13 protein-coding genes are annotated in these 12,782 nt (G+C 37.3%); 8 read left to right on the plus strand and 5 right to left on the minus strand.

Features of this window, described 5'->3' with window-relative positions; genetic code table 11:
• Nucleotides 1-285 precede the first annotated feature (285 nt).
• The 3 genes from A3Q33_RS14470 (at nt 286) to A3Q33_RS14480 (ending at nt 2,989) form a co-directional block, all read left to right on the plus strand.
• On the plus strand, nt 286-1,056 hold the full coding sequence (locus A3Q33_RS14470; protein WP_081180556.1) for an AzlC family ABC transporter permease: 771 nt from the start codon (nt 286-288) through the stop codon (nt 1,054-1,056).
• Nucleotides 1,053-1,370, plus strand: a complete 318-nt coding sequence (locus tag A3Q33_RS14475) for an AzlD domain-containing protein (protein ID WP_081180557.1) — start codon at nt 1,053-1,055, stop codon at nt 1,368-1,370. Before A3Q33_RS14470 ends, A3Q33_RS14475 begins: the two co-directional genes overlap by 4 nt.
• Nucleotides 1,371-1,552: 182 nt before the next feature.
• On the plus strand, nt 1,553-2,989 hold the full coding sequence (locus A3Q33_RS14480) for a zinc-binding metallopeptidase family protein (RefSeq protein ID WP_081180558.1): 1,437 nt from the start codon (nt 1,553-1,555) through the stop codon (nt 2,987-2,989).
• A 513-nt stretch (nt 2,990-3,502) separates the two neighbouring features.
• Here A3Q33_RS14480 and A3Q33_RS14485 read toward each other — a convergent pair.
• Nucleotides 3,503-4,606: a 1-acyl-sn-glycerol-3-phosphate acyltransferase gene (locus A3Q33_RS14485; RefSeq protein WP_081180559.1), complete on the minus strand. Its 1,104-nt coding sequence runs from the start codon at nt 4,604-4,606 to the stop codon at nt 3,503-3,505.
• A gap of 359 nt (nt 4,607-4,965) precedes the next feature.
• On the opposite strand from A3Q33_RS14485, the gene A3Q33_RS14490 reads away from it, so the two are divergent.
• From A3Q33_RS14490 to nudC, 4 genes are all read left to right on the plus strand, one after another.
• Nucleotides 4,966-5,475, plus strand: a complete 510-nt coding sequence (locus tag A3Q33_RS14490; RefSeq protein ID WP_081180560.1) for a GNAT family N-acetyltransferase — start codon at nt 4,966-4,968, stop codon at nt 5,473-5,475.
• A gap of 143 nt (nt 5,476-5,618) precedes the next feature.
• Nucleotides 5,619-5,975: a ribosome hibernation-promoting factor, HPF/YfiA family gene (gene hpf / locus A3Q33_RS14495; protein ID WP_081180561.1), complete on the plus strand. Its 357-nt coding sequence runs from the start codon at nt 5,619-5,621 to the stop codon at nt 5,973-5,975.
• Nucleotides 5,976-6,134: 159 nt separating this feature from the next.
• A complete protein-coding gene (gene arfB, locus A3Q33_RS14500) occupies nt 6,135-6,548 on the plus strand; it encodes an alternative ribosome rescue aminoacyl-tRNA hydrolase ArfB (protein WP_081180562.1) in 414 nt (137 codons plus the stop codon).
• A 77-nt stretch (nt 6,549-6,625) separates the two neighbouring features.
• Entirely contained in the window at nt 6,626-7,654 is a 1,029-nt protein-coding gene (gene nudC / locus A3Q33_RS14505) for an NAD(+) diphosphatase (RefSeq protein ID WP_081180563.1), read from the plus strand.
• A 73-nt stretch (nt 7,655-7,727) separates the two neighbouring features.
• Here the strand turns inward: nudC and A3Q33_RS14510 are convergent, their stop codons facing one another.
• Nucleotides 7,728-8,633: a LysR substrate-binding domain-containing protein gene (locus A3Q33_RS14510; protein WP_081180564.1), complete on the minus strand. Its 906-nt coding sequence runs from the start codon at nt 8,631-8,633 to the stop codon at nt 7,728-7,730.
• Between the two features lie 120 nt (nt 8,634-8,753).
• Here A3Q33_RS14510 and A3Q33_RS14515 point away from each other — a divergent pair, with 120 nt between their 5' ends.
• The gene (locus A3Q33_RS14515; RefSeq protein WP_081180565.1) at nt 8,754-10,004 is read left to right on the plus strand and encodes a D-amino acid dehydrogenase; all 1,251 of its coding nucleotides are present in this window, start codon (nt 8,754-8,756) and stop codon (nt 10,002-10,004) included.
• Between the two features lie 153 nt (nt 10,005-10,157).
• Here the strand turns inward: A3Q33_RS14515 and A3Q33_RS14520 are convergent, their stop codons facing one another.
• From A3Q33_RS14520 to A3Q33_RS14530, 3 genes are all read right to left on the minus strand, one after another.
• Nucleotides 10,158-10,943 (minus strand): peptidylprolyl isomerase, encoded by a 786-nt coding sequence (locus A3Q33_RS14520; RefSeq protein WP_081180566.1) that lies wholly within the window; start codon nt 10,941-10,943, stop codon nt 10,158-10,160.
• A gap of 248 nt (nt 10,944-11,191) precedes the next feature.
• Entirely contained in the window at nt 11,192-11,869 is a 678-nt protein-coding gene (lepB, locus tag A3Q33_RS14525) for a signal peptidase I (protein WP_231295699.1), read from the minus strand.
• 187 nt (nt 11,870-12,056) lie between these two features.
• Entirely contained in the window at nt 12,057-12,674 is a 618-nt protein-coding gene (locus A3Q33_RS14530; RefSeq protein WP_081180567.1) for a hypothetical protein, read from the minus strand.
• Nucleotides 12,675-12,782: the final 108 nt, after the last annotated feature.

Genomic DNA, 12,782 nt, shown 5'->3' on the forward strand with positions numbered 1-12,782 from the left:
ATTAATTCCTTGTCATTTGAATTTACATTTTTATTACAATTTTTGTAGGCTATTTATACCACAATAAATCAGTTAAATATTACCGTTTAACTTATTTATATAGTGATTTATCTTAAATGATGTTTTAGGTTTTTCAGCGACTTTGAATAATTATTAAGATGTAACTATGTTAATTAAAAAGTGTATTTTTTTTCTATAATAACTGGATATTTTAACCGTAATTTTTTGAAAAAATGGTAGTATTATTTTCTGTTTATTTCGATGTATATTCTAGGTTTACATTTAATGGCTCTTACTAAGAAAAAAGCGCGCTGGTTAATGGCGAAAAAAGGATTTTTAGACATGCTACCGCTTAATTTAGCGGTTTTGCCTTGGGGGATTCTTTGTGGCTCTTTAGCGATTCAGCGAGATTTTTCTGCCCTCGAAGCTATTTTAATGCCTCTCATCGTATTTGCTGGCTCAGCTCAACTGGTTGCTATTGAATTAATTGCGAATAATGCCTCATTGGCGACTATTTTGTTCACCACTTTTATTATTAGCTCGCGACACTTTTTGTATGGTTTGGCTTTGCGAGATAAATTAAAAATTTTACCAACCAAGTGGCGCTATGGACTTGGCTTTTTATTAACCGATGAACTATTTGCCTTGTCGAGTCATCGCAAGTCTTTTGTTGGGCAGTTGAGATTGATATATGCCGTAGTGGCTGGCGGAAGTTTCTACGTTTTTTGGTTGTTATGGAATGTAACAGGCGTTATTGCCGGTAGTTTTTTACCCGATTTAACCCATTTAGGCTTAGACTTTGCCATTGCTGTGACTTTTATTGCTTTAGTTATTCCAACCATCATTAACTTACCTATTTTAGTTACTGTTATTGTTGCTGCGCTGTTATCTGTGCTGTTTAAGTTAATGCAGTTTGAATTAGATTTAGTGGCGGCGGCATTAATTGCTATGTACTGCGGTTATCTTACTGATCGTTTTCAACATAAAAACAAAGATGTAGAAACTCCTGATGATGACAATAATACATTGAGTCCATCGGTTAAGGACAGCGCATGACATTACTGACTATTGTGTTAATGGCACTGATCACTTTTACCACGCGTTATTTATTTATTCATCCACGCTTGCCTGTGCGCTTAGGGGCAAAAATGGCGAAGCTGTTAAGTTTTAGTGCGCCGGCGGTATTAACCGCTATTTGGGTCCCTATTATATTTATTCAGCAGGGTGAGTTAAATGTGTCACTGCATAATCCCTATCTAATTGCTGCATCATTTGCGATCGTGGCTGCGGCAAAAAACAAAAGTATCTATTTGACCATGTTTATTGGACTTATTGCGTTTGTTTTAAGTCGTTACCTTCTAACGCAATAAATTAGCTCATTCAAATTTGAGGTTGGTTTCTGTCATGTTGACCTATTGTGCCGTTAATACGTTTTTTTATGGTATTTATAGCTAAAAAAGCACTGCTTATCGAATAAAGCTTGTCAGTTGATATTGATAGCTTTTAAGATGGCGTACGCCTTTTATCTGAGATTATCATTATAAATATTGCTATGAATTTAACTAAATCATTAACTACTATCGCCATTGTAAGCGCTTTAACGTTTTCACAAACTAGCTTTGTTCAAGCGGCAGACACCAAAACTAAGGCTGAATCTCCATCTAGCTGGTTAAACTTAAGCGCTAAAGAGCTGAAAGCGGTAGAACGCTACGCAACTGAATATAAAGATTATATTTATAAAGCGCCGACGGAATTAACCTTCGTTACAGAGACTATTAAACGGGTTAAAAAACAAGGCTTTAAAGAGTTAACCGAAAAAAGTAAATTAAAACCAGGTGCGCGCTTTTATGACGTTAATCGTGACCGCACTATTACCCTGATTGTTATCGGTAAAAAACCATTAGAGCAAGGTACGCGTATCGTCGGTGCTCACATTGATGCCCCTCGTCTTGAGCTTAAAGGTCGACCTTTATTTGAAAAAGAAAAGTTTGCTATGTTTCAAACTTATATTCACGGCGGCATTAAAACCTATCAATGGGTTAATATTCCTTTAGCCTTGGTGGGGAGAGTGGATAAAAAGGATGGTACAACGGTTAATATTTCAGTTGGTTTTGATGAAAATGATCCTATCTTTTTGGTAACAGATCTTGCTCCCCATGTTGACTCGCCTAATCGTAAGCGCACCAGTCGCGATGTTATTGGTAAAGAAGAACTTGATATTATCGTTGCTGCCAAGCCTGAATTAGATAAAAAAATCAAAGACCAAGTCAGTGAGTATTTAAAGTCAGAATATGATATTTCAGTGGAGGATTTAGTTTCAGCTGAGCTTGCTTTAGTGCCTGCAACTAAACCACGCGATGTTGGTTTTGACCGCAGCATGATTGCAGCTTACGGCCAAGATGATAAAGCGTCTTCAATTGCTGCTGTTAAAGCACTTACCGAGCAAAAAACACCAGAATATACTGCTATTGCTTATTTAGTTGATAATGAAGAAGTGGGTAATATCAATAACACCGGTGCGAGCTCTACCTATTTAGTCGACTTAATTAGTGGCTTACTGCACAACCAAAAGGGCGATAGCTATAATGACTATCAATTGCGTAAAGTGTTACGTAATACCAAAGTAATTTCTGCTGACGTAAACCCAGGTGTTAATCCAACATGGTCAAATGTGTGGGAACTAGGGAATGCTCCGCGTTTGGGTAATGGCGTTAACTTAAAGCTTTATGGTGGAGGTTTTAATGCTAACTCTGAGTACATGGCGTGGACACGTAATTACTTAGATAATGCTGATATTAAATGGCAGACATCAACTTATAAAGGTAAGGCTTCTGGCGGTACCATTGGCAGTGATTTATCTAACGATAATATGGAGGTCATTGATTTTGGTATTCCAATTTTATCAATTCATTCACCTTATGCCGTTGGCTCAAAAGTTGATTTATATTCTTTGTACAAAGCGATGTCAGCGTTTTATCAAGAAAAGTAGTTGTTATACCAATTGATATAAACAATCGATCATTCTAAAGCGGTTTAAATATCCAGTATCTACGTTGCTTTCAATCCCAATAGCCTGCTATTGCTCAATCAAGCGCCTTGCTACTGAAAATTTATCCTCGTTTAAAATTGATCGATTCATTAAATCAATTGGTATTACTGCTTATTGGTTAGCATTAGCAATAATGATGTAATATCTTGAACTGAAAACAACAAAGCCGTATTTAATCAATACGGCTTTTTGGTTTAAGGACTGACCCTTTTATATTTTTACTGACTTAGTTTTAGTAATGCTATACGTCACTTGTCGGTTGGCATTTACGCCAACAGCTATCCTAACAATGATTCCAACAACTAATCCAACAACTATGTCGCAAATATCTATGTCGCCAATATCTATGTCGCTAATATCCATGTTGCCAATAAATACGCTAATTAAACCAAACCTTCATGTTCAATCTCTCGAACAATATAGGCATGTTAAGTGATGTGAACTTTAAATTAATTATAGCTTTAACTGCTGCTTTGCAGCCACAGGGTTAGCATACATGGTTAATAACCAATGTCGCTGCTCTGCCGTCAGGTTTTCCATACGTTTGTTAAGTTGTTCAAGCACTGTATCGTCAGTTTGTTGCTGATTAAGCTTTGCGTGTGCCACTAAGTTACTGTCGTATAATTTATAGTTACTAATAATCTCTTTATCGATGGCAGCGGCGATGGCTTTACTGTCGGCATAATCGCCCTGTATCGGCTGACAAAACTCAATATGTACTCGGCCTTTTTGGCCAATTAAACCTTGTGTAATACTTTTTAAGTCTTCGCCTTCTTGTTTTTGATAACAGCCGGTAGCTTCTTTTTCAGCAAGCTCGATTGCTTTGTCATTATCGCAGGGGTCAAACTCATAAGAAATTGATACCGGCACTATGTTAATTTCCGCTAAGTAATCTGCTATAGGAGTTTGTTTATCTTTATTCAGTAAAAGCATAGAAACTAACGCTGAATTAGTTTTGTCTATGCCATCTTTGGCTCGTCCTTCACGTTGTGCTATCCAAATATTTTGTGCTCGGTTAGCAACCGTATCATGAATATAGGCAGATAATTGTTTAGACGCATTAAGCATCGCACGTTTATTTTCTTCGTTACGTTTTACAATAAAGCTCTTGTTAATACGCATTAGGTCGGCCACCCAAGGTTGATGCAATAAATTATCGCCTACTGCCGCTTCTACCGTACTGATACCACTTTTGTATAAAGCTAAATTCACTAAGGCGACATCTAAAACAATATCACGATGATTACTTATAAACAGTGCAGGTTTGGTGTTATCAAAATTGTCCATGCCGCTATAGCTAAAGCCGTCAGTACTTTTTTTGATTAAATGATGTAAGTATTTTGCAACTTCAATTTGGATTTGTTCAATATTGTGAAATTTTTGCGCGCGAAACTTTAGCGACCACTTAACAATGGTGCAAGCAAGTTGCGGCAGAGCTTGATATAAGCGTGGCATTTTTAAACTGGCGATCGAAGCTTGTAAGCCTTTTTCGTTAATTAACTTTTCGATTACGGCAACTACCTCATCATCACGATAAGGACGTATATCATCAAACATTCAAAAATCTCTTTTATAGCCAAACATAAATAATAACTGAATAGAGATTATAACCGAATCATATTGAGAAATGCTTGTATTGTTTAATAGTTTATCGATTTAATACGGTAAATAAATCTACAAATAGCAGATGATAAATAAGTCTGCATTATTTTAGAATGCTAACTTCAATACCTCAGTGAAAAGTATTATGCTTTAGTTTAGATCTATTTTTTATAACATTATGTTTTTAAATTTGTTAATGATGTCAATTTTATCACTTATGCGGCCCACTTTGTAAGCAGTGGTTGGCTATTTAATCTGTATTAAGCGAACAGAAATTGGTGTTATTAGTATAAGTTTTAACGCTTGGAGGTCATTTGGTTTTAGATACAGCTAGATTGAAGCTACGACTACTTAACACTAGTGATGCAGTGATGATTTTAGCATTATTAAATGAAGCGTCATTTATTAAAAATATTGGAGATAAAGGAGTAAGAAACCTGCAAGATGCTCTACATTATATCAACAATGGCCCATTAGCTATGCAGGCAAAGTTTGGTTTTAGTTTTTACTGCTGTGTTAAAAAAGATGATGGTCAAGTCATTGGTATATCGGGTTTAACCAAAAGAGATGGCATTGACTATCCTGAAATTGGTTTTGCATTTTTCGCTAAGTATTGTAGGCAAGGATTTGGTTTTGAATCTGCACAAGCGATAATTCATTATGCTGATACTCAACTAGCCATTAAGCATCTGCAAGCAATATGTAATCCGGGTAACGAAGCGTCTAAAACTTTGTTGCAACGGCTAGGTTTCAATTTTGATAAACACATCATCTTAGCGGATACTAATCAAACAGTTATGTTGTTTGATCTTAATGCGTCGTAAGTTTTATAAATGAATACTCGTATTGATCAATATCTAACTAGCACAAATTAATTAAAATAATTACTATATTTACTGTAAATTACTTGCGTTTTTATTATTTAGGCCCAAGATTGATATGAGTAGCTAATAAAAAGGAACACCTTATGAAAATAAATCTTTCAGGTCACCATGTAGACGTTACAGAATCAATTAAAGAACATATCCATGAAAAGTTTTCAAAAATAGCCACACATTTTCCAACCTTAATTTCACTAGACATTATTTTATCCTACGAACATCACAAACATAATATCGAAATTCGAACTACGTATGAGGGTGGCCGTATGTCGGTATCAGCGCACGATAGTGTGATGTATCCTGCCATTGCCACAGGGGTAAAAAAATTGGATGCGGCATTGAAGCATCGTAAAGGTTTACTAAAGGCTAATTTACATAGCAAACCGGTAACAACAGCACCCGAAATTGCTCACGAAAAAGTTCAAGAAATGAACCTTAATTAATCTACTATTACATTAATCTAATTCTGATAAGGAGGTGAAAGCCTCCTTTTTTTATTGCTTGTTTTCTAACGCTTGGCATCAATAAACCGCCATTTAGTTTGGCATCGCAAGGAAATAGCCTTAATATACAGACTATTAAAATCGGCTTTTAGAGGTTATATGCTAGAAATTTCCAACAATGTCACTATTGCTGATTGGGAAATAGAACTTACTGGGATCAGAGCCACCGGAAACGGAGGCCAACGAGTCAACAAAGTTGAAACCGCAATTCATTTGCGTTTCGATATCAAGCGTTCATCTTTACCTCCCATATACAAAGATAGGCTATTAAAACTCTCAGATAGTCGGGTCTCAAGTGATGGCATTATCATTATTAAAGCACAGTCGTTTAGGACACAATCAATGAATAAAGACGACGCGTTAAAGCGACTCAAAGAGCTGATTAACTCTGCAATGATAGTAAAGAAAGCGCGAAGACCCACCAAGCCGACAAAAGGCTCAAACCTTAGGCGTTTAGATTCAAAGAAAAAGACCAGTTCAAATAAAGTATTACGCGGAAAAGTGGATCATTAATACTATTCAACAAGTTAACTTTATTTAATTCACAGAAAATTGACTAATAGATATATAAAAACGCACAGGAAACAAGCATGGATAATGAGTTGACGTTTTGTCAGATGCCACTTGATCGCGCATCAACGTTAAGGAAAAGTAAGACCTGGCTACAAGAAAAACTAAGCGCTGTAGATAGCCGTTTCTATTTTTATTGGCGTGGCAATTACCTTTATATTGATGAAAAAATATGTGTGTTTACTGAACAATGTGCCGTAGATACAGATGTAGATTTTTCAAATACTCTAGCATTTACAGACGTTATCAGTGAAAGCCCGATTACTTTTTTAGGCACAAATGAAGATATTGCCCATTTCGTTTGTGATCTATCGTCAATGTCTAATATCGAGATCACACCATGGCTGGGTAAAATAGCTTTTGATAAGGTAGAATTTATTGATTTTAGGCGTTCACTGTCGTTACTTTGCCCTCAACAAGCCGCTATTTTAAGTTATGCAAAAGCCTTAATACACTGGCAGAAAAGTGCTCTATTTTGTGGGCACTGTGGTAGCAAAACAAAGCCTATGGATGGTGGTCATCGTCTAGTTTGTGAAAATGAGAGTTGTCAAAAAGAGCATTTTCCTCGCACTGACCCTGTTGTTATTATGTTAGTTGAATATCAACCTAAATCCGGTCCTGCAGTTTGTTTACTGGCCGAGCATCATAGAACGCCTGAGCAAGTTTTTTCCACGCTTGCAGGCTTCGTAGACCCTGGTGAATCACTGCAAGAAGCGGTTAAAAGAGAAGTTTATGAAGAAGCTGGCGTTACCGTTTCTAGCGTTAGTTTTATTGACTCACAACCTTGGCCATTTCCAAATTCTTTAATGATAGGTTTTATTGCCCAAGCACAGGGTATGGATTTATGCTTGGAAGAAGCAGAGTTACGCAGTGCTGATTGGTTTACTGCTCAGCAGTTAGCAGACTTTAGTGAGTGGGGAGATGAAGGTGATGCACCTAAGCTCCCAAGGAGAGAGTCAATATCACGATTGTTAATCGATTTATGGTGTGAGCGGCAATTACGGATTGCTGATAATGCGTTAAGTCTGGGTAAAGAGTATGCTCAATGAACAGGACATTACTCGTTATAAAATATGCGCAATTACATAACAAAAGTAGCGTTCGGTATTTTAATCCATAAAGTTAGCCTGTTTCTGTCATTATCCACGACTTGAAGCACTCAATTGCAGTAGATGAATGATGTTGTATAAGGTAGTAACCGGCATTAGCTTCAATGGGCTTAAAAGGTGCTACCAAACGGCCTTGCTTAAAGTCATCCTCCACTAAGGCATATCGAGCCAAGGCGATACCTAAACCAGCTTCTGCTGCTGCCATTGCCATATCAGTTCTATTAAAAAAAGAACCTCGATGACTGTCTGCTTTTATTTTCATTTCAGTAAACCAATATGCCCATTCCGCATTTTTCTTAGCATGTCGCCATGGCATTGCATCATGTAACAAGTTCACAGACTGCCAAATTTTTTGTTGATTTTTTGATGAACTATCTTGCCAGTCAAAGCGTTGAAAAGAATCAGGATTCATCACAGGGATTAGTTTTTCAGGCAATATTAATTCAGCGGTTTTATTCGCATAAGGTGATTGTCCATAATCTATAGCAAGATCAAAGTTATCGTCTTGATGATCAACCAAAGCGCCTTCGGCGAAGGTTTGAATATTAATATTTGGATAAAGGGTATAAAATTTCTGCAGGCGTGGAACTAACCATTTATAGGCAAAAGAGGGCGTAAGTTTTAGCTTTATGTCACCGTCTTGTGATTGGCCTTGTTGTAATTTAGTAATAAGACTTTCTATTTCATAAAAGTTGTTTTTTACTACTTGATAAATCTGCTGGCCAGCGAAGGTTAGCTTAATTCCACGGGAGTGCCTTTCAAATAGTTTAATTGAAAGTTGGCTTTCTAATAAGTTTATTTGTTGGCTGATTGCCCCTGTGGTGATATGTAAATAACTCGCAGCTTGCGTAAAACTGCCAAGCTTTGCAGCTATCTCAAAAGTCACTAAACCAGAAAATAGACTGTTTTTTATTGCCATAAATGTATCAAGCCTTTAGAAATTCTAAAGGCAGAGTTTAATAACTATCGTTTGCTAAATATAGTCTATTTTTGCATTATCCTGACAAATTTACTCTTTAGACATGTTGAAGCTTTATTTATGAAAGTTATCGTTTTAGGCGCAGGTGTCGTTGGACTAACATCGGCATGGTACTTAGCCCAAGCAGGTCATCAAGTTGTAGTTATTGATCGACAGCAGGGAAGTGCCAAAGAAACCAGTTTTGCTAACGCAGGTCAAATTTCTTATGGCTATTCATCCCCTTGGGCAGGGCCTGGTATTCCTTTAAAAGCGCTTAAATGGTTAATTCAAAAACATTCTCCACTGGTTGTAAAGCCCGGCACTTCGCCAGCACTATACCTGTGGGCAATGGCAATGTTAAAAAACTGCAATGATAAAAGCTATCAAACTAATAAGGGTAGAATGCTGCGCATCGCAAATTATAGTCGCCAATGCTTATTAGATTTACGTAAAGATCACGCTATAAAGTATCAAGATCGTCAGCAAGGGACGCTGCAAGTCTTTCGTCAGCAGTCTCAAGTTGATGCCGTGCAAAAAGATATGAAATTATTAACCGACTACGGTACACGCTTTCAACTACTGGACGTCGCCGATTGCATTCAAAAAGAGCCAGGATTGGCGTTAGTTCAAGATAAAATAGTGGCGGGTTTACATCTCCCTGACGACGAAACAGGAGACTGCTATCAATTTTGTCAGCAACTTACTGAGCTAGCAATAAAAGCGGGTGTGGAATTTAAATTTAACGTTCAAGTAAATAAAATATTAACCGAAAAAGATAAAATAACCAGCGTTGATACCTCTATAGGAAAACTTAAGGCTGACGCATATGTTGTCGCGTTGGGAAGTTATTCGGCGAATTTATTACATCCGCTTGGCATTAATTTACCCGTATATCCCGTTAAAGGTTATTCACTTACCGTGCCTATTATCGATGCGGACCTTTCACCGGTATCAACCGTGATGGATGAAAGCTATAAAGTGGCATTAACTCGTTTTGATGATCGTATCAGAGTAGCAGGCACGGCAGAGCTATCAGGATTTAACTTAGCTATACCTGAAAAAAGAAAGGCGACTATTGCCATGGTAGTTGAGGATTTATTTCCGCAAGCTGGAGATATAACAAAAGCAGAATTTTGGTCCGGGTTACGTCCAATGACCCCAGACGGCACGCCAATTATAGGTAAAACTAAAATTAGTAATTTATTCACTAATACTGGGCATGGCACATTAGGTTGGACAATGGCATGTGGTTCAGGGAAATTACTTGCTGATATTATCTCTGGTCAGCAAACCGATATTGACCCTAGTGGTTTGAATTCGTTTCGCTATTAGCTAGATATAGGGAGGGGGAGTTCAAGACAAAATCAATATTACAATATCTAGGTCCGTAGTAATGAGTAAAGCTGTAAAAATGCTGTAACTTACCATTGAAAGTTATCATTGAAAGTTACAGCTACTTCTTATACGTATTAATTATTAGTGCGATTATTTAAAGCGTCTTCTTAATGCGATTAAGCCGGTAAACATTAAGCTAAACCAAGCTATAGAACCACCACTACTAGATTTTTCTGGCTCAGGGGTAGTTGGTGTTTGAGAGGTGTTTTTAACTGCGGCTAAGCTATCAGCGGTATTTACGCTAGTATCTATGATAACCACACTTTCGATGGTGACAAAGTTTTCAACCCCTGGAACAAAATTGGCATCTGAACATTGTGCAGCACTATAGTTTGGCATTGGAACAGTGTTAAATGCATCGTCTATATTAGGGTTTATATTACATGTAGAAACTGATTCTATTGTTTCAATTGTAGTCATTCCATCTTCGATTACTTCGCCAAAAACAGTAAATCCCCCATTGTTATTATCCAATTCAGTATTATCAGATAAATTAACAAACCATTGACTTGTAGCGCTATTCACACTATTACTGCGTTTTGCCATAGCGATAGTGCCACGAACATTTGAATATACGGGTTCGTTTTTAATCGCACTGTCTGTTGCAATGGCGTTTAATGGAAAGTCACCAGTAAATTCAAAGCCACCTGCCTGCATAACAAAGTTAGGCACAACACGATGTACAACAGTGTTGTCGTAATCACCATCATTAATGTATTTTAGGAAATTAGTCACGGTTTCTGGCGTTGTTTCGTCGTGCAGATTAACTTTGAAGGTACCTTGTGAGGTGGTAAATTCGACAATAGTGGCAGAAGCTGAAGCACTAGCAATCATCAGTGCAGTAATTGATATCTTTGAAAATGTAGAGAAAGTCATAAAGTCATTACTTATTGTTTAACATGTTAATAGTGCAGGAATCATAATGGGCTTTGGAGAAAACAACAAGTTAAAGCATGGGTTAACTTTACATCTATAGAGAAATATTTTGGAGCTACTATTGGCAGCTATAAGTAACGGCGAAAAATTGATATTTTACGCCGTTATCGTGTCTATCCGTCACTAACCATTAAGTTTATTAGTTCAGCGCCGGAAGTCTTATTTACAGTGACTATTTGAAATTGACTTTACATTGATTTTAAAAAACGTTCACTGCGCGGTATTAAATAATTATCATAATTTAATGAAAAAGCCACCATGGTTGACCGCCCAATAATTTCAGTACGGGGCACTAGACCGATGACACGAGAGTCAGCGCTGTTGTCGCGATTATCTCCCATTACCAGATAAAAGCCCTCGGGTATTGTTGTTGGCTGAAAACTTTCTAGCTGATAGCTTGCAGAATCACCTGGTTTCAACTGAGTGCGAATTAAGTGACTTTGACCGGCAATATGTTCTTCACTCAATATAAAATTATCGTGCTCAGAAATAAGCTTGTAGTTAGCGAACTTGTTATTGATCAGTAATTTATTTTTATGCAGTGATACCGTATCGCCCGGCACACCTATAATGCGTTTTACCAGACGTTTTTCTGCCGCTTCTGATTCAAAAATTACAATGTCATTTCGTACCGGATCGGCGAACTTTAACAGTGAGTATTGGCTAAATGGTAATCTTAAATCATAAGCCATTTTATTAATTAAAATGCGGTCGCCTTCGACAATGGTGGGTTTCATTGAACCGGTTGGAACATCATTCCAATCTGCCACGGCGCTGCGAAAAACTAGCATTAAACTAACGAATAATAATAAAGATTTGTTTTCGTTCAATACCTGACACATAACGCGACACATATTTTTTTTCATGATATTCCTCTGATGTAATAGCTAAAATCTATAGATAAAATAACGACTCATCTTTGGACTAAAATGACATTTCAAAGTTCACTTTCTAGCCGCTTATCAGCGGTATCAAATGTAATTAATTATGTCAGCGTAGCGGTGTTTTTTCGTCTGCTTGCATGATTTTTAATGGGTATATTTACACTGTCTACTATTCGTCACTATAACCCCAAGGTGCAACAGGCGGTGTTACCGGCGCTGATAAGTCAAAATCAACACGAAATTCACGACCTTGACGAATTAACCTATAAGTAAACTTTTCAGGGTAGATAAACATTTGCCATGTATTGCCAGCTGACTGTGGAATACCGGTATTAACAAACAATTGTTTTGAATATTCATCAGCAGGAAAAGACTGAACTTGCGCCCAGCCAGCGTCAATGGTGTGACCACCATACATAGTGCTTTCATCATGGCTACCATCGCGGTGGCGATGATCATGCTTTAAAGATAAACCTGAACCTGTTTTAGTGATAATCCAAGTTCTTGAGGCATCATCACCAACGTGGAAAGGAATTTCGAGCTTTTCATCAGAACACTTTCGAATGTGCATGATGAGATCTTTGTTAGCAAAGCCGTCACCGCTAGCATTGTCTATGGTGACCTGACCTTGAAAGGCTTTATCACAATGAGCTTTTATGCTGTTAAAGAAACTATTATGTGTGTCGATAGACACTAAAGGCGCTTCGCTCGCTGCGGTTGCCGTATTTGCAAAATAAAAAACACTGCTGGATAGTATTAACGTTAAAATGTTTGTTTTCGCTTTCATTAAATACACCTAAGTTGACTGAGTTTAAAACCTTAAGGTGTGATGCTATCAGATAACTTCCTAATGGGTGCCGAAAAATTTTGTGATAGCAGTTTAAGCACTCATACG

It is taken from the genome of Colwellia sp. PAMC 21821 (assembly GCF_002077175.1).
Lineage (GTDB): Bacteria > Pseudomonadota > Gammaproteobacteria > Enterobacterales > Alteromonadaceae > Cognaticolwellia.

Excerpts from the sequence above, each read along its gene's own strand:
- A3Q33_RS14520 (WP_081180566.1), bottom strand. The coding sequence starts at position 10,943 with ATGACTTTCTCTACATTTTCAAAGATATCAATTACTGCACTGATGATT.
- A3Q33_RS14470 (WP_081180556.1), top strand. The coding sequence starts at position 286 with ATGGCTCTTACTAAGAAAAAAGCGCGCTGGTTAATGGCGAAAAAAGGA.
- arfB (WP_081180562.1), top strand. The coding sequence starts at position 6,135 with ATGCTAGAAATTTCCAACAATGTCACTATTGCTGATTGGGAAATAGAA.
- hpf (WP_081180561.1), top strand. The coding sequence starts at position 5,619 with ATGAAAATAAATCTTTCAGGTCACCATGTAGACGTTACAGAATCAATT.
- A3Q33_RS14480 (WP_081180558.1), top strand. The coding sequence starts at position 1,553 with ATGAATTTAACTAAATCATTAACTACTATCGCCATTGTAAGCGCTTTA.
- A3Q33_RS14485 (WP_081180559.1), bottom strand. The coding sequence starts at position 4,606 with ATGTTTGATGATATACGTCCTTATCGTGATGATGAGGTAGTTGCCGTA.
- A3Q33_RS14515 (WP_081180565.1), top strand. The coding sequence starts at position 8,754 with ATGAAAGTTATCGTTTTAGGCGCAGGTGTCGTTGGACTAACATCGGCA.
- A3Q33_RS14510 (WP_081180564.1), bottom strand. The coding sequence starts at position 8,633 with ATGGCAATAAAAAACAGTCTATTTTCTGGTTTAGTGACTTTTGAGATA.
- A3Q33_RS14530 (WP_081180567.1), bottom strand. The coding sequence starts at position 12,674 with ATGAAAGCGAAAACAAACATTTTAACGTTAATACTATCCAGCAGTGTT.
- nudC (WP_081180563.1), top strand. The coding sequence starts at position 6,626 with ATGGATAATGAGTTGACGTTTTGTCAGATGCCACTTGATCGCGCATCA.
- A3Q33_RS14475 (WP_081180557.1), top strand. The coding sequence starts at position 1,053 with ATGACATTACTGACTATTGTGTTAATGGCACTGATCACTTTTACCACG.
- lepB (WP_231295699.1), bottom strand. The coding sequence starts at position 11,869 with ATGAAAAAAAATATGTGTCGCGTTATGTGTCAGGTATTGAACGAAAAC.